8 protein-coding genes are annotated in these 16,629 nt (G+C 58.8%); 3 read left to right on the top strand and 5 right to left on the bottom strand.

The genetic code is table 11. The features are described 5' to 3' along the window. Positions 1-53: 53 nt before the first annotated feature. Entirely contained in the window at positions 54-521 is a 468-nt protein-coding gene (locus EDE05_RS03990) for a hypothetical protein (protein ID WP_157949028.1), read from the bottom strand. Between the two features lie 509 nt (positions 522-1,030). On the opposite strand from EDE05_RS03990, the gene EDE05_RS03985 reads away from it, so the two are divergent. Then, complete coding sequence (locus EDE05_RS03985) at positions 1,031-1,816, top strand: metallophosphoesterase family protein (RefSeq protein ID WP_134100246.1); 786 nt, start codon at positions 1,031-1,033, stop codon at positions 1,814-1,816. 153 nt (positions 1,817-1,969) lie between these two features. On the opposite strand, the gene EDE05_RS03980 is transcribed toward EDE05_RS03985, so the two are convergent. Then, the gene (locus EDE05_RS03980) at positions 1,970-3,298 is read right to left on the bottom strand and encodes a dicarboxylate/amino acid:cation symporter (RefSeq protein ID WP_134100243.1); all 1,329 of its coding nucleotides are present in this window, start codon (positions 3,296-3,298) and stop codon (positions 1,970-1,972) included. Between the two features lie 258 nt (positions 3,299-3,556). Here EDE05_RS03980 and EDE05_RS03975 point away from each other — a divergent pair, with 258 nt between their 5' ends. Both EDE05_RS03975 and EDE05_RS03970 read left to right on the top strand, forming a co-directional pair. Further along, positions 3,557-5,401 carry a sensor histidine kinase gene (locus tag EDE05_RS03975; RefSeq protein ID WP_245519860.1) on the top strand — a complete coding sequence of 615 codons (1,845 nt, stop codon included), beginning with the start codon at positions 3,557-3,559 and terminating at the stop codon, positions 5,399-5,401. Further along, on the top strand, positions 5,398-6,762 hold the full coding sequence (locus tag EDE05_RS03970) for a sigma-54 dependent transcriptional regulator (RefSeq protein WP_134100238.1): 1,365 nt from the start codon (positions 5,398-5,400) through the stop codon (positions 6,760-6,762). Before EDE05_RS03975 ends, EDE05_RS03970 begins: the two co-directional genes overlap by 4 nt. Positions 6,763-6,802: 40 nt before the next feature. On the opposite strand, the gene EDE05_RS03965 is transcribed toward EDE05_RS03970, so the two are convergent. From EDE05_RS03965 to EDE05_RS03955, 3 genes are all read right to left on the bottom strand, one after another. Beyond that, the gene (locus EDE05_RS03965) at positions 6,803-7,588 is read right to left on the bottom strand and encodes an SDR family oxidoreductase (protein WP_134100235.1); all 786 of its coding nucleotides are present in this window, start codon (positions 7,586-7,588) and stop codon (positions 6,803-6,805) included. Between the two features lie 64 nt (positions 7,589-7,652). After that, positions 7,653-9,083, bottom strand: coding sequence for an aminotransferase class I/II-fold pyridoxal phosphate-dependent enzyme (locus EDE05_RS03960; protein WP_134100233.1), 1,431 nt, complete (start codon positions 9,081-9,083; stop codon positions 7,653-7,655). Next, positions 9,083-16,537, bottom strand: coding sequence for a type I polyketide synthase (locus EDE05_RS03955; RefSeq protein WP_134100231.1), 7,455 nt, complete (start codon positions 16,535-16,537; stop codon positions 9,083-9,085). The genes EDE05_RS03960 and EDE05_RS03955 overlap by 1 nt, the downstream gene beginning before the upstream one ends. Positions 16,538-16,629 lie beyond the last annotated feature (92 nt).

The following is a 16,629-nucleotide window of genomic DNA, read 5'->3' as shown; positions in this document are numbered from 1 at the left end:
CGAACCCAGCCGGAGGCTCAGCCGAACCCGCTCTTCCACGCCGCCACCACTCCTCATCGAGAGATGGTGGTTTCGTCGACAGTTCCAGAATAAGACTCTGACGCCGAGCGAGCCACTCTTCCTCGAAGTGATGTAAGCTGGTCCACATATGAGGTGGTCCTCCGCTGTCTCGTTTCCTTTCTCGCGCATCCCGATAGTTCAATGCACAGTGCAGCGATTACGCGCTGCATCGACAAAATTTCCTTCTTCAACGGCAAGTCAGAAAAGCGCTCGGCACGGTTAAGAGCAATCAATGCACCGGTAAGATTGAAACCTTCAGCTCGCAACTCGTCACGCAGATGGAGCAGTAACAAGCGATCCTCGTCGGAGAAAAATGGTTGGATCCCCCCGAATTCGAGAGCAGCCGTTCTACAGAAATTGGAAACCGTCATTCCCGCCTGAGCCGCAGCTTCCTTAATCATCTGCAACTCATGCCGTCCAATCCAGACCGCAACGGTGGTACTCTTATCGCGCTGTCCCATCATGACCTACCTTGACAACTTAGGCTTTAACAACTTGGCCTCGCGAAGATACGAGCAGCCTGAGGCGGATATACCGAAGGCCGCGTGGAAAAGAATTAATAACTTATATAGTTATCACGTCAAGACCACAGAAGGCGAGGCCGCAAGTTTTTATTGCCGTCACGATGCAGTAAATGTCTGTTTTATATAATTTTCTTACTCTCGTGTCGCAACGTTGATAAATTTAATCCCCTCACATACGAATACTAAATTCGTCACAATTATGCAGCTGACATTGACTGTTAGCACTCATGCCTAAGAGAACAGCAGATCAAAGAGTGGGCATGCCCCGCCTGCGGCTCCTCTTCAAAGGAGTGCCATAACGAATAAGAAATCACCTGTTTCCGAGGATCTTTATCGTCTTCCTGCAATAGGTCTGATAGTCCCATGCAAATCCTTCTTAAGACTCCCTTAGGCGCCAATTCCCATTGTCATCGTTGATGACCTTAATAAGACTGACGGCAGCGAGAATGCGCAAACTCAAAGACTGGTTTTCGGGACGTCGCTCCACAAGTGTCGGTAATCTCAAGCGCCGCCGGATCGATCTTGGCCGCGCCATCCCGAGCTATCCGATCTATGTCATCGGTGATGTGCATGGATGCCTCAAAGAGCTTAAAAATGCCGAGGCGCAGATCGCAGCGGATATCAACTCATCCGAGCGGGCCGGCCCTATCGTGCTGCTTGGCGATTATGTTGACCGCGGTCCAAGCTCTAGCCAAGTTCTGGAATATCTCATCAGGCCGAGCGAGTTTGGGCTGAAACGACTTCCTCTGTGCGGCAATCACGACGACATCTTCCTCAAATTCCTGAATGAACCCGAGCTTTATTCCGAATGGCTAGGTTTAGGCGGCGAACAGACCTTGATGTCTTACGGCATCGACCTGCATCACTTGGGCGTCCGTCAGAAATATCGGAATGCGAAACTGACTGAACTGCTGACGGAGGCTGTGCCTGACAGCCACAGACAATTTCTCGCCGATCTGCCCATCTGTCTAAAAATCGCCGACTTGTTCTTTGTTCATGCCGGGATCAGACCCGGCGTCCCGCTCGATGAACAGGATGACGAAGACATGCTGTGGATTCGCGATCCTTTCCTGAGCGAAGGGCCTAAACTCCCGGTTCTCGTCGTACACGGGCATACGCCACACCTGTCCCTGAACCTTGGCCCCGGAAGAATTGGCATCGACACCGGCGCCTATTATACCGGCAACCTTACCGTCCTTAAAATCGACGGCGGACGAGCGACGGTTCTCTAGACTTCGAAAGCTTGGGCGAGCTTCAACCGAAGGCGGCCCAACCGAAGAGAGCTCGGCCTGTGCGTCACCATGCCGGGCGCCCCACTCGGAAACGCCGCGCCCTTAGAGGGCGCGACTGCTTTTGCCTATTGGTCTTCCACTGGATATTTGCTTTTACTCCGCTGCCTGCAGTGCCGGCAGGGCGGCAGCGTCCAGCGAATCTCCCGCCAGTGCCGCGGCAAACTTTGTTTGATCCAACTCGTTCTCCCAGCGCGCGACGACAACCGTGGCAACGGCATTTCCGACGAAATTCGTCAGAGCGCGGCATTCCGACATGAAGCGATCGACACCAAGGATGAGCGCCATGCCGGCGACGGGTACCGAGGGAACCACAGACAGCGTTGCAGCAAGCGTGATGAAACCCGCGCCGGTAATCCCTGCTGCACCTTTCGAACTCAGCATCGCGACCAGCAACAGCAGGACCTGGTCGGCGAAGGAGAGCGGCGTATCCGTTGCCTGAGCAATGAACAGGGCTGCCAGCGTCATGTAGATATTGGTGCCGTCGAGGTTGAAAGAATAGCCGGTCGGAATGACGAGACCGACAACGGAGCGCTTGCAGCCGGCGTGTTCCATCTTGGCCATCAGGCCAGGAAGTGCAGCCTCTGACGACGACGTGCCAAGAACCAGAAGCAATTCTTCCTTGATGTAGCGGATCAGCGCCAGGATCGAAAACCCGTTGTAGCGGGCGACCGCGCCGAGGACGACCAGCACGAAAAGTAGCGAGGTCAGATAGAAGGTGCCGATCAGCATGGCCAGGTTGGCGATTGAGCCGATGCCGTATTTGCCGATCGTAAAAGCCATCGCGCCGAAAGCGCCGATTGGAGCAGCCTTCATCAGGATCGCTACAAGACGAAAGATCGGGGTCGTTAAGGCTTGCAGAAAGTCCACGACCGGACGGCCGCGGTCACCGACCATCGCAAGAGCAATACCAAACAATACCGAGAAGAACAGAACCTGCAGGATGTCGCCATCAGCAAAAGCGCCGACGATGGTCGTCGGGATGACGTTCATCAGGAAGCCGGTGATCGTTGCGTCATGGGCTTTCGCAGTATAAGTCGCGACCGCCTGGGCATCGAGGCTCGCCGCATCGATATGCATGCCGGCACCTGGTTGGATGACGTTTGCAACGAGAAGACCAACGGCAAGCGCCAGGGTGGAGAAGGAGAGGAAATAGATCATCGCCTTGCCCGCGACGCGTCCGACCTTCTGGAGATCGGACATGCCGGCTATGCCGGTTGCGACGGTGAGAAAGATGACTGGGGCAATAATCATCTTGACGAGCTTGATAAATGCGTCGCCCAGCGGTTTCAGCGTCGTACCGATCTCAGGATAGAAATGACCCAAAAGGATGCCTGCGAAGATTGCGCAAATGACCTGCACATAGAGATGGCGATAGACGGGAACTTTGCCGCGCGTTGACGCGGCTGGAATTGCTATGCTCATGGTAATCCTCCATAAAGCCCCCAACCGACGACGGCCTCCCGGGGCAGATAAGCTGGCGATTCAACAGCCTGCGGCGGCTGCATGCATAGCTTCTGCAACCGGCGTGCCAGTCTGAGGCCTATCGCCAACATATTGTTTTGCCTGATACTTTTCCGATTAGCTTAAGAAAGCAGCCCGATTTGCGCGTCTTTTCGCACAAATTCATTTGACCCGTGTGCGAAATTACGCACATTCTCCGCCATGCATCAGCGATCCACCATGCAGAGCTTCCAAACGCAGAAGGACCTCAACTCGCAGACGCGACGGGTCTGGTTCTTCTTCCTGGTCGTATCTGCAACCCTTACCGCCGCAGCACTCGCCGGAGGGGAATACTACGGCCGGCGTTTCGCCATCGAGACACTGGGAAACCAGGGCCGCACCGACGCCAATCTCAAAATCGCGTTGTTGACGGCGGTGCTAGAGCGCCCCCGCGCGCTGCCGCTTCTGCTTTCGGAGGACCAACAGGTTCTCGATGCGCTCTCATCGGCAAATGGCGACGCAGCCGATCGCTTGAACCGCAAATTGGAACGCCTCGTCGCCGGCACGCAAGCCGCCGTGCTCTATGTCGTTGGCCCGAATGGGATAGCAGTCTCCTCAAGCAATTGGCGCGAACCTATCAGCTTCGTCGGCAACGACTACGCGTTCCGGGACTATTTCCGTCGCGCGATGGAGGACGGCACAGCCGAACATTTCGCGCTTGGCAGCGTCAGCAAACGCCCCGGCCTTTACATCTCCCGCAGGGTTGGCAGCGCGGCAGCTCCTCTTGGCGTCGTGGTCGTCAAAATGGAATTCGACCGCTTGGAAAATGACTGGCGCGACGCCAGTCGGCCCGTCTACGTCACGGACGAACATGGAGTCGTTTTGATCACGAGCATACCTTCCTGGCGTTTCATGACGACACGACCAGTACAGCGGCAGGATCTCGCCTCCATTCGGAACAGTCTCCAGTTTGGAGATGCGCCGCTGGCACAGCTTCCCATCATGCCTGCGGTAGCCACCAATACGGACGTATCGATCGTTTCCGCCGTACTGCCTGGTCGCGGTGAAGCCCTGTATCTCCACCTCTCCGCGGCCGTACCGACGACGCCATGGCGGCTGGAATACCTACTGCCGACCGAGCTACCGGTCGCGTCCGCCGTGCGGGAGATGCGACTTATCTCGGTAGCGTTCTTGCTGCCTATTTTTGCAATCGCCGCTTTCTTGCTGAGACGACGGCAGGTCTCGCTAATGAAGATAGCCAGCGAACAAGCCATGCGCGAAGAACTGGAACGGCGGGTTGTCGCCCGGACAGAAGAACTAAGCCGCGCTCGTGATCACCTGCAGGCGGAAATTGTCGATCATCGCGATACGGAAACGAAGCTGCAAATCGTGCAACAAGAACTCGTTCAGGCAAACCGGCTCGCTATCCTCGGCCAGGTAGCAGCTGGCGTCGCCCATGAAATCAACCAGCCGGTCGCCACCATTCGCGCTTATGCAGACAATGCCCGGGTCTTCCTTCAGCGCAAAGAGCCAGGCCCGGCGGATGAAAACCTTGGCGCCATTGCCGAGCTCACCGAAAGAATCGGCACGATCACCGATGAATTGAAAGCCTTTGCGCGCAAGGGAAGGACCGCGGCTGAGCCCGTTGAGCTACGCTCTATCATCGAAGGCGCCATCGTCTTGCTGAAGAGCAGATTTGCCGGGAAGCTAAATGCGCTTGACGTTCGATTGCCGCCGGCAGGCCTTTTGGTGCTGGGTAATCGGATCCGGCTGGAACAGGTCCTGATCAATCTCCTCCAGAATGCGCTTGAAGCGCTCGACGACCGCGCGGACGCAAAGGTGGAGATATCCGTTGCAGAAACGCCCGAACTTGTCGCGGTGGCTGTTTCCGACAATGGCCCCGGCATTCCACCGACAATTCTCGGCACACTATTCACACCGTTCCATACATCCAAGGAAAAAGGCTTGGGCCTCGGCCTCGTGATTTCGAAGGATATCGTTGCCGATTATGGCGGCCGGATCGATGTTACGAGCAACGACAACGGCAGCTGTTTTACCGTCCACCTTTTGAAAGCAAAAGCATGAGCGATCCGTTATCAATCTTTCTTATCGATGATGACAGGGACCTTCTGCGGGCCACCCGGCAAACACTTGAGCTTGCGGGGTTCAAGGTTTCGGCCTTTTCGGTGGCAAGTGAAGCACTTTCTGCTCTTGAGGGCGATCTCATAGGCGCGGTCGTTTCCGACATACGCATGCCGCACATCGACGGGTTGCAGCTCTTCAGGCGCGTACAGGAAGAAGACGAGGACCTGCCGGTGATCCTGATCACCGGCCACGGCGATATTCCGATGGCCGTGAAGGCCATGCAGGACGGCGCCTATGACTTCATTACCAAGCCGTTTGCGACCGAAAGGCTGGTCCAAGCAGTCAAAAGAGCGGTAGAAAAGCGCCGCCTCATTTTGGAAAACAGGGTCTTGCGCCAGGCAGCCGATCAAGCACGCGACGACCTGCCGCTGATCGGGCAGACGCCGACCATGGAGCGGCTGCGTCGAACTTTGCGGCAGATCGCCGACACCGAGGTCGACGTGCTTGTTATGGGCGAAACCGGCAGCGGCAAAGAAGTCGTCGCCAGCCTGCTGCATCGATGGAGCCGTAGAGCATCCGGCAACTTTGTTGCGCTCAACTGCGGAGCTCTGCCTGAGACGGTCATGGAAAGCGAGCTCTTCGGCCACGAAGCCGGCGCCTTTACGGGAGCGCAGAAGAAGCGCGTCGGACGCATCGAGCATGCGAACGGCGGCACGCTTTTCCTGGACGAAATCGAGAGCATGCCGCCATCGACCCAGATACAGATGCTGCGCGTTCTGGAGATGCGGGAAGTGACGCCCCTCGGAACCAATGAAGTCCGGCCCGTTGACCTTCGCGTTGTCGCCGCCGCAAAGGTGGATCTTGGAGACCCGCAACGGCGTGGGGATTTTCGCGATGATCTCTATTACCGGCTCAACGTTGTGACGATCTCCATTCCGCCGCTTAGGGAGCGCCGCGACGACATTCCGCTCCTCTTTGGCCATTTTGCCGAGCGTGCGGCTACTCGCTTCAAACGAGAGGTTCCGGCGATCTCGTCGGCCGTTCATCGCCATTTGCGGGATCATGATTGGCCCGGCAACGTGCGCGAGCTGTCACATTTTGCAGAGCGTTTCATCCTTGGCGTTGAGCAGTTGCCGGCAAAGCTCCCTCTGTTGGAGACAGAAACGGCCGAGACGCTTTCCTTGCCCGAACGGATGGACCGCTATGAAGCCAACATCATCCGGGAGGCGCTCGATTCCAATGGAGGCGACGTCCGCCGTACGATCGCGGAACTCGGCATACCACGCAAGACGTTCTACGATAAGCTCCAGCGCCACGGCATCGTCCGCAGCCGATTTGCAGCCAAATCCGGGCAGCTTTAAAATCAGACGTACCCAGCCTTGCGATAGAGAGATTAAATCATCACATCAGCCGGCGCTGATACCACCACAGCAGAAACGGCTTGATCAGAGAACCGAAGAAGCCGAGGGCGGTGATCGAGAACCCGAAATAGACCTTGGACCTGCGCCGATCGATGCCATCGACAATACGCTCCGCAACGGCCTTTGCGGTCCAGGGCAGAGCTTTGCCCATCAGCAGTTGCGCCTCGGCGGGGCGTTTGGCCAATTCCCGCTCGAACTGCGGCGTGAACGTGTCGGGAGGAAAGCAGATCGAGACGCAGATGCCCGATCCCGCCGCCTCAGATGCAAGGGCTTCGACAAAACCAACCAGTGCGGATTTGGAGGCGCAATAGGCCGTGTAACCATAAAGACCGATGAGCGCTGCACCGGATGAGACAACCATGATGCGCCCCTGTCCGCGCCGCTTCATTTCCGGATAAACGGCACGGACTGCGCTGACAACGCCCAGGAGATTGACCGTCACCTGTTCGGTAAAAGCGGCGCTGGAAAGCGCTTCGAATCGTCCTGGTTCAACGACACCTGCCGATGCGACCAACACGTCGCACGGGCCTAGCGTCGCCTCGGCGGAGCTGATTGCGCTTAAGACCTCGTTCTCGACGCCTACATCGGCCGTGGCGATGTAGACATCCGTCTCCGACATTTCGTTAGTTGAAAGCAGCTCCTGCCTGGCCAGTTCAAGCCTCGCCGGATCTCGGGCGATGAGCGTCAGACGTGCGCCGCGGGCTGCATAGAGCCGTGCGACATCGAACCCGATGCCGCTCGATCCACCAGTAACGATGACGTGCATGAACCCTCTCGTCCGGCGCCGCCGAGACACCCAGCGCTATTGTATGGATAAGTATCAGCGCGGCCTAAGCTTCACCAGTGGTCTGAAACAGCGGCGAAAGCTTCATCACCTTGTCCATATCAAGCGACGCCAGACCGAAATTGCGATCCATCAGATCCTTGAGCCTGCGGGCCGTGACCTCCACCGAATGGCGGATCTGATCTTCGGTGTGATCGCAGGTGATGAAAAACCGGAGCCTTGCCATGCCCTCCGGCACCGCGGGATGGATAATCGGCAGCACGTTGATCCCCTCCTCCAGCAGCTCATTGGAAAGCTGCACGGCGCGAAGGGAATCACCCACGATGACAGGCACGACGGAATAGCCCAGGCTGAGGCCGGTATCGAGGCCCGCTTCCCTGGCGTATTTGAGAAACAGCGCGCCGTTTCGATGCAGTCTCTCGGTGCGTTCCGGCTCGGTGCGCAGAATATGCAGACCGGAGCGGGCTGCCGCGGCAAGAACGGGCGCCAGCCCGACGCTGTAGACGAACCCGCCTGCCTCGGCCTTCAGGACGTCGACAAGTGCCTGCGAGCCGGCAATATATCCGCCGCAGCTCGAGGTCGTCTTGGAGAGTGTTCCCATCCAGATATCGACGTCGCGGGGATCGGTGCCGAAATGCTCGAAGGTACCCCGCCCCGTCTTACCGAGCACGCCGAGCGCATGAGCCTCGTCCACCATCAGCCAGAAGCCGTAACGGGACCGCAATTCCATCAGCGCCGGCAGATCGGCAACATCGCCGTCCATGGAATAGACGCCTTCGACGATAACCAGGATGCGCCGGAAATCAGCGGACAGCGTCCGGAGCACAAACTCCAGATTATCCATATCGTTGTGGCGGAAAAGGCGCCGCGTCGCACCAGATTGCTTGATGCCTGCCAATGCGCTGTTGTGAATGAACTCGTCGTGGATCACCAGGTCCAACGGCCCCATGAGACAGCTGATCGCTGCAACATTGGTGAGATATCCGCTCACGAAACAGACGGCTGCATCAACGCCGTATACGGAGGCAAGGTCGGCCTCCAGGTCGGTATGCACCGGTCGCTCGCCGGCGACCAGGCGGCTTGCCGAGGCCGAAATGCCAAAGCGGTCGATGGCCGCTTTTGCCCGTTCCGTCGTCTGCGGATCCGTATTGGTGGCCAGATAGTCGTAGGATGCGAAATTGATGAATTCGCGCCCGCCGATTTCCGTGGTGGCGCCGGCTGCCTTGTCATGCGAACGGTAGAAAGGATTGGCAACGCCGATCATTTCGCCTGCCATCCGCTGGACATGCACGCGCTGATATTCCGGCAGCTCGTCAAAGCGTAGTACCTGGCGGACTTGCGGCGCGGGCTGCCGGCTCAGCCGGGCCGCGCGGTTGCGGCCGGACGTTTCGCTCGCCTGACGCATCTTGTCCAGCAGGCCGCGCTTTCCCTCCACGCCGAGGCCGGCGGAGATTTCGTCATCCGGACCTTTTTTCATCACTGCGTCGCTGCTTTCTGCGGCTGGGTGGTGGAGTGGCTCTTCACCAGCCGGTCGACCACCTCATTTTGAGGCTCAGCCGCATCTTCCGCCTCATCATTGTGTTTCGATACACGTTCACGCAAGCGCGTGACGACATCACCGACGGTCGTGTCGTCCCCAACGCCGCTCAATGGGATATCAAATCCGGTCTTCTGTTGGAAGCCCATGCCGAGTTCCATGGCCATCAAGCTGTCGAGGCCGATGTCCTTGAGCACCTTGTCAGGTGTGATCGTATCTTCGGTTACCCTCAGGATCGCCGCAATCTCACCGGCGACGAATTTGTGAAGAATCTGCTGCGCCTCTTCCGCAGATTTGCCGTGGATCAGTTCCTCCAGATCGACGGTATCGCCGTCGGCAACAGCATTGCCGCTGCCTGCCTGGCGGACAATCGTCTCGAAGATCGCACCCTTGGCAATCGGCAACATGCGGATTGCATTCCAGTCGAGCTCCGCGATCATGACGGCTGCGGCGTCGATACGTCCGGTATCCGCCACGATATAACGCTCGACCTGCTCCAGCGCCTCACGCGCCTTCATGGCCGTCTTGCCGATGCGCTTGGCAAGTATCTCGTTGACTTCAGCGTTGCGGGCAAGGAAGCCGGTGTCCGCGATTGCGCCGAAGCCGACAGCGAGCGCCGGCAGGCCTGCAGCCCGCCGCTTGCGCGCAAGGCCCTCCAAGTAGCCATTGGCAATAACGTAGTTTGCCTGACCGGGGTTGCCGATCATCGTCGTTGCGGAGGAGAACAGCAGGAAGAGTTCCAGAGCATCCTTGGAGGTCAAGCGGTGCAGGACTTCGGCACCCCTGACCTTCACGTCTACGACCGGTTTGTTCCGTTCGGGCGTCAGATTCGAGAGCAACGCGTCATCCAGCACCATGGCCGCATGAATAACGCCCTTCAGCGGCGCTTCGGAGCGAAGAAACTCAAGCAGCGAAGCGGTTGCCGCTTCGTCCGTGATGTCGCAGGCATATACGGTCGCGTGGACACCCTTCTTTTGCCATTCTGCAATCGCTGCCGTCGTCTCCTCGTCCGCGACGCCGCGGCGCGAGCAGAGCGCGATACGCCGAGCACCCTTGGCCACCAGCCAGTCTGCCGCCGACAGGCCGAACCCACCAATGCCTCCCGCAACCAGGAAAATGCCCTCGGCCGAGAACCGCAAGGGCTTGCCTGCAGCGGCAAGCACTTTGTGTTTGCCCGAAACCGGCGGCCGAACAACGATCTTGCCGATGTGACCCGCATTCTGCATCAGACGGAACGCGGTCCCGATTTCGTCGTGGCCGAAGGCGCGATAGGGAAGCGGCGTCAGCTTACCATCGGCGAACAGGCGCCCGATCTCTGCAAAGATCTTCTTGGTGACTGCCGGCAGGTTGACGAGAAGTTGATCCGCGTCGATCCCGAAATAGCTGATATTGCGCCGGAACGGCCGAAGTCCGATCTTTCGATCGGAGTAATAATCGCGCTTGCCGAGTTCGAGGAAACGGCCGAATGGCTTCACCAGTTCGATGCTTCGCTCCATGGCCTCGGAGAAGAGCGAATTCAGGACAAGATCGACGCCCTCGCCGTTGGTAATGCTGCGGATATGCGTCACAAAATCCAGCGACCGCGAATCGAAGATATGATCCGCTCCGAGCGCCTCCAGGAAGCGCCGTTTCTCCACCGTACCGGCGGTGGCGATCACGGTCGCGCCCTTCAACTTGGCAATCTGCAGCGCCGCAAGCCCGACGCCGCCTGCGGCGCCATGGATTAGGATCGTCTCGCCCTTTTCGATGTGGCCGAGATGGACCATCGCATAGTAGGCCGTCAGGAATGCAACCGGGACCGTTGCCGCGGCGGCAAAATCCATCCGTTCGGGTAATTTTGTCACGCCGTCGCGGCGAACGCGAACATGCGTGGAGAAGGCCGCCGGCGCGATGCCCATGACCCGGTCGCCGGGCTTGAGGTCGGTTACAGCGGACCCCACCTCGATCACGCGCCCGGCGAGCTCCATGCCGATTGTAGCGCCGGCAAAACCGTCCTCCAACGCTTCCTCAGGCAGAAGGCCCATGGCCCACATGACATCGCGGAAGTTGAGGCCGGTCGCCTCAACCGCAATCACAACCTCATCCCTGTCCACTCTCGGCAGGTCGCACTCTTCCCAGGCGATACTGTCCACGCGGCCGCTGACGAGCTGCCGGATGGTCGCCGCGGAATAATCGGAAACCATTACATCGGCAGACGGGAACGGACCGACTGCGGCGCGAACTTCGCGGAGGTGGTCATCGACCAGCATCCACTCGCGATTGGCCGTCGAAGCGGAAAACACTTGGCTCAGAACTGAAGACGTAACGGCGCCCTCAGTTTCGGCATCCAGAAGATGGACGTCGAAGGTGTCGTATTCGTTCTGCAGGACGCGGGCGAATGCCCAAAGGCCGGCATTGGCCTCATCGGTACGCTCCGCTGCCAGAGGTGATCCACCAGGAGCCAAGATGAGAAGCTGTGGTTTTTCGGCTGTCGCAGCGGCATTCCGAAGGTGGGCCGACAACGCCTCTGCCAGAAAGCCCAGCCGGCGCAGGCGATCCTGCTCCAGCGCAGAGACGTCACGCGTCCCCTTACGCTCGGCAGCGTAGAGCAGACGGAGCTGTTGTCCGTCGGCTCGCGCAAAGGCTTCAGCGAGCCCCGCTCCGTCGGCCTCGATATCAAGCACCTCGATCTTCGCCTCGCCAACAGCAACGGCTCGGTCGGGAGATTCGTTGAGCACCAATATGGAGCCGATATGGGCACCTGCGACCGGCTGCTGCGCAGAATCATGCGTCTCGGCCGATGCCAGGATCAGCGCCCCTTCCGGATAGGTCCGCTCCTCCACCTGCGGCTTTTCAAAGCCCAAGGTAACGATCATGTCCTCTATCTGACGCGAGGTGCCAAGCTGACCAACAGGGAAATCCGCAGATTGGCTGCCTGCGAACCAACCCTCCGACTGACCGAATACGAATTCGTTGAACGCAGACGGAGCGCGATCGGCAAAAACGAGAACAGCACCCCGCTCAGAGGCGGCACGGATCGCCGCCCGCACCCCTTCGTGGCTCGACAAGAGAGCCTGACTTTGCGTGCCTGCGGATACGATCAAGTCGACAACCGGATGCCCCGCCAGTTTCTCAATTTCCGGCAGGACGATATGGACATCCTGTTCGAAGGCAATTTCCAGCGTGCGGCGGACGCTCTCGCGCGGCTCGGCGATGATCAGCGAGGCGCCGTTCTGCGCCACGACGGCTGCCAGACGGCGACTGAAGGCAACGGACGCTGTGCCAACCTCCAGAACGTGACGAACCCGGCCCTTGCCGGCAACAAGAACGCCCTCGACAGCCTCAAGAATGGTCGAGAGCCGTCTTTCCGCCAGAGGCGAATGAACGAGGACGTGATCGAGCGTCGCTTCACTGACGGCATCGATCCATCCGGCCTGTTCGGCGTCATCGCGCAGTGCAGTTACGGACAGACGCTCAATTATCGCTCTGTAGGCGTCGTTAACGAGAACCGCCTCTGCCACGCGACCAGCGTTTTCCCGGCATGCCTCCTGCAGGATTTCGCTCACCGGCGGCAGCGTGAACTCTTTCGGGATGTGCCACTCACCTTCATCCGCCGTCGCAATGCCTGCGTCCTCGAGAATGAACAGGCAGTTGGTCAGGAACGAACGAAGCAGCGTATCTGCCGGCAAACGTCTTGCCGAAACGATGCCTCGGTGATCTGCCAGCGTCGCCGCGATTTCATGACAGGCTCTATAGATCGCGGCATCGAGAAGCAGTGTCGCGTTGTCGGTCGTGCCAGCTGGAAAATTGCCAAATGCTGCGGCAAGGCCAGGGCCCAGCTCTCTTGCCGACGGAGGCAGCGAAGCCGGTACCGTTTCATAGTGGAACGCCACGGAAGCCAAAGTATGATGACGGCGCAGCGACGTACGGCGGAAGCGGCAGTCATCAAAGCTTGCTACGGTATTGCCGGATGCGTCCAGCATCTGAAAGCGGACCTTGATGGAGAAGCCGCTAAAGCGTTCGATTTCGATCAATGCCTTGGCGATCGGAGTCTTTTTGCCCGTCACCCGGATCGAGCCGAAGCGGACGGGGATATAGGGGGCTCCCCCTTCATTGCCCGAAAGTTGGTCGAACAGCGCCACCAGGCCGTGGAAGGCGGCATCCACCGAAAAGGGGTTGAGGTTATATTCCACGAAGGGATGAGCCGGCTTGCCGGCCAGTTTCAGATTAACCTCGATAAACGTGCGCCCAAACGCCTCGGCGCTGGAAAGAAGCTGGAACCGAGGACCATATTGAAGCCCGAAACGCTCCGCTGTCCCGTAGGCCAGATCCGACGTTACAAGTCTACCCTCTTCGCCCGCAGGCCGGTTCATCGGCTTGTCGGCTTCAAAACCGATTGAGTGACGGCTACGGGCAATTGCATGCACGGTCCAGTCATCATTGCTGAGCCGCTCGCGGGACCGGATTTCGATATCGCCGGTCTCCGGCGATAGCAACGTCGACAGTTCCACGACCCGGTCTTGACGCAATTCCAGCGGCCGAACAATTTCAAGGTTGGAAATCTCGGCTGAATCCGTGCCGTAATAGCGTTGCGCTGCCGTCACCGCGATTTCGATGAAGCCGCTGCCGGGCAGGATCGGACGCGAATCCACCACATGCTCGGCGAGATCGGGAAAGAGCCGGGAATCGATGTGGTTCTTCCAATGGGAGGCATTGGGATCACTACGCCAGCCCAGAAGAGTGTAGGGTTGGCTGGCGTTGCGGCCGAAGAGATCGATTTCGTCACTTGTCGCTGGCGTCCTCAGATCCATCGGTTCGAACGGCAGGGTCGGCAAATCGACGGAGGCGTTGCGCTTTCCGCTATGGCGAGACAGAAGCGGCGATGCGCCGTTGGCGACAGCACGGGCGAAAGACTGCGCCACCGGGTCCCTGCCCGGCATCGGTGTCTCGCGCTGCAGTGTCGCCGTCACCACGGCCTGCGCTGATTGGCTCTTTGCGATATCGCTGACGTAATTCGAAAGGATCGACCTGGGAGAAATCTCGATGAACAGGTTGCAGCCCATCTCCAATGCGGCCTCAACGGCGGCTTTGAAGAGGACTGGTTCGCGAACATTGTGCCACCAGTATTCGGCATCCAATCCACGGCCATCCTGAATCGTGCCAGTCACCGTCGAGACATAGGTGTAGACGCCGGTCTCCGGTTCGATCTGCGGCAGGTCGGCAAGAAAGGCTTCCTTGGCGCTGTCGATGATCGGGTGATGGAAGGGATAATTGATGTCCAGGACATGCGCGACGATCTGCGCCTTTCGGGCGGCGTCGCGAAAGGCCTGGATTTCCTCCGTGGGGCCGGAGATGGTCACCGAATTCGGAGCATTGATCGCAGCGACACAGACATTGTCAAGACCATGCGATCTGGCAAAGGCAAGCGCAGCCTCGTCGTTCAAGACGACAGCCGCCATCTTGCCCTGGCCTGCAAAGAGATCCTGATACCTCGACCGCTTCGCCACGATCGCAACGGCCTCGGCCGCCGTAAGCGCCTTTGCAGCGTAGGCCGCCGCGATCTCGCCCACCGAGTGACCAAAAACGGCTTCCGGTTTGACGCCTAGTGCGACCAGGCAATCGGAAAGTGCTGCTTGCACTGCAAAAAGCAGGGGCTGGGCAATTTTTGTGTCACCGAGCCTAAGAGCCAGGTCCGGGGAAACGAGCAAATCCGTGAGCTTTTCGCCGAGATGATATTCGAAGAGGGCGCTGAACGACTGGAAACATTGGCGGAAATGCTGGTTTTCCTGATAGGCCTCGACACCCATTCCGGCCCATTGAGCGCCGTTCCCGGAAAAGACAAAAGCGATTTTCGCGGCTTGAGACGGAGCCTCGCCGCGTTCTCCCTGGGAGGTTTCTCCGGCCAGGTGGGCCTCGATTGCCCGCAACACGCCGTCAGTATCCTTGGCCTCCACGGCAAAGCGATGGCGAAGCGTCTCGCGGTTGGCCGCCGTCGCACTAATCACGCAGCGAGCGTGATCCGGCGCCGCGGCAGCGAGGCGCTCGCGGTAGTCCTCAAGAAGTTGCGACAGAGCAGACGCCGTGTGGGCACTCGCAACAAACAGGGAGCTTTCGCCCTTCGGCGGGTCGAGCGGCGCCAGCCGCTCCGGATCGCTGATCACCACATGCGCATTCGTCCCGCCAAAACCGAACGAATTTATGCCCGCAAAGCGGATTTCCTTAGCGGGCAACAATTTCACTGCGGAGGTATTCACCCGAACATTCAAGGCCTCGAAGTCGATATCTTCGTTGACCTTTTCGATATGAAGGGAAGCCGGCAGGAAATTGTTCTGAAGCGCAATCATCGCCTTCAGCAGACCGAACAGACCGGAAGCCGGCTCGGTGTGACCAATGTTCGTCTTGATCGAACCGAGTGGCACCGGCGCGCGCCGCCGCTTGCCGATGACGGTTCCAATCGCCCAGACCTCGGCCGGATCCCCGACGCGCGTGCCCGTACCGTGGCCTTCGATGAATGCGATGCGGTTCACATCGATGGCACTGTCTTCGTAGATCGATTGCAAAAGCGCCGCCTGGGCTTCGCGCGAAGGCAAACTGATGAAATTCGTGCGACCGGAGGAATTGACCGCCACGGCATGGAGCGTAGCGTAACTCCGGTCCCGCTCCCGCCTTGCCTTGTCTGTGCGGCGAAGGACAATCGCAACACCGCCTTCAGAGCGCACGTAGCCGTGGCCATTGGTGTCATAGGCTCGGCAAAGCCCTTCCGGAGAAAGCATGCGCGCCTGGGCAAAACCCACGAACGACAGCGGATGAACGAGCAGATTTATGCCGCCGACGATTGCGGTATCGATATCGCCTTTTTCCAAGGCCGCCACCGCCTGATCCAGCGCGACCAGCGATGAAGAACAGGCCGTGTCGATCGTCATACTCGGCCCCTTCAGGCCGAAGATGTGCGAAATGCGATTGGAAACGATCGACAGCGTATTGCCCGTCATGAAATACGGGCTGCCCGCGGCTGGATCTTCGGAGAGCAGGTTTCCGCTTTCAAGGCTCGATGCGCCGATATAGACGCCGACGCGCTCGTCCGTGAGCTTGCTTGCCGGCAGATTGGCGTCTTCAAGCGCCTGCCAGACCAGATTGAGGAGAATACGCTGCTGCGGGTCCATCTGCATCGCTTCGCGCTGCGACAGGCCGAAAGCTGCCGGATCGAAAGCGTAGATGTCGTCGAGAACACCCGCGGCGAAGGTATAGGTCTTGCCCGGCACACCCTGTCCCGGATGCCAGAAACGAGCCCGATCCCATCGATCGGCTGGTATCTGAGTGATCGTGCAGCGCCCTTCGCTCAGAACCTTCTGCAAGTCATCTACAGAATTTGCGCCTGGGGCAACACTGGCCCTGCCGATGATTTCGATCGTCATGGTCACTCGAATTTTGTTACGTCTAGTCCTAGCGAACCGTTTAACACCCTTATTCGCCGGATCCCTCTAACAACATACTTATCGAAAGTTGT

This window comes from Neorhizobium sp. R1-B (assembly GCF_004368875.1).
Lineage (GTDB): Bacteria > Pseudomonadota > Alphaproteobacteria > Rhizobiales > Rhizobiaceae > Neorhizobium > Neorhizobium huautlense.
This window is presented reverse-complemented; position numbering and strand designations above follow the sequence as displayed.

Excerpts from the sequence above, each read along its gene's own strand:
- EDE05_RS03955 (WP_134100231.1), bottom strand. The coding sequence starts at position 16,537 with ATGACGATCGAAATCATCGGCAGGGCCAGTGTTGCCCCAGGCGCAAAT.
- EDE05_RS03970 (WP_134100238.1), top strand. The coding sequence starts at position 5,398 with ATGAGCGATCCGTTATCAATCTTTCTTATCGATGATGACAGGGACCTT.
- EDE05_RS03980 (WP_134100243.1), bottom strand. The coding sequence starts at position 3,298 with ATGAGCATAGCAATTCCAGCCGCGTCAACGCGCGGCAAAGTTCCCGTC.
- EDE05_RS03985 (WP_134100246.1), top strand. The coding sequence starts at position 1,031 with ATGCGCAAACTCAAAGACTGGTTTTCGGGACGTCGCTCCACAAGTGTC.
- EDE05_RS03975 (WP_245519860.1), top strand. The coding sequence starts at position 3,557 with ATGCAGAGCTTCCAAACGCAGAAGGACCTCAACTCGCAGACGCGACGG.
- EDE05_RS03960 (WP_134100233.1), bottom strand. The coding sequence starts at position 9,083 with ATGAAAAAAGGTCCGGATGACGAAATCTCCGCCGGCCTCGGCGTGGAG.
- EDE05_RS03965 (WP_134100235.1), bottom strand. The coding sequence starts at position 7,588 with ATGCACGTCATCGTTACTGGTGGATCGAGCGGCATCGGGTTCGATGTC.
- EDE05_RS03990 (WP_157949028.1), bottom strand. The coding sequence starts at position 521 with ATGGGACAGCGCGATAAGAGTACCACCGTTGCGGTCTGGATTGGACGG.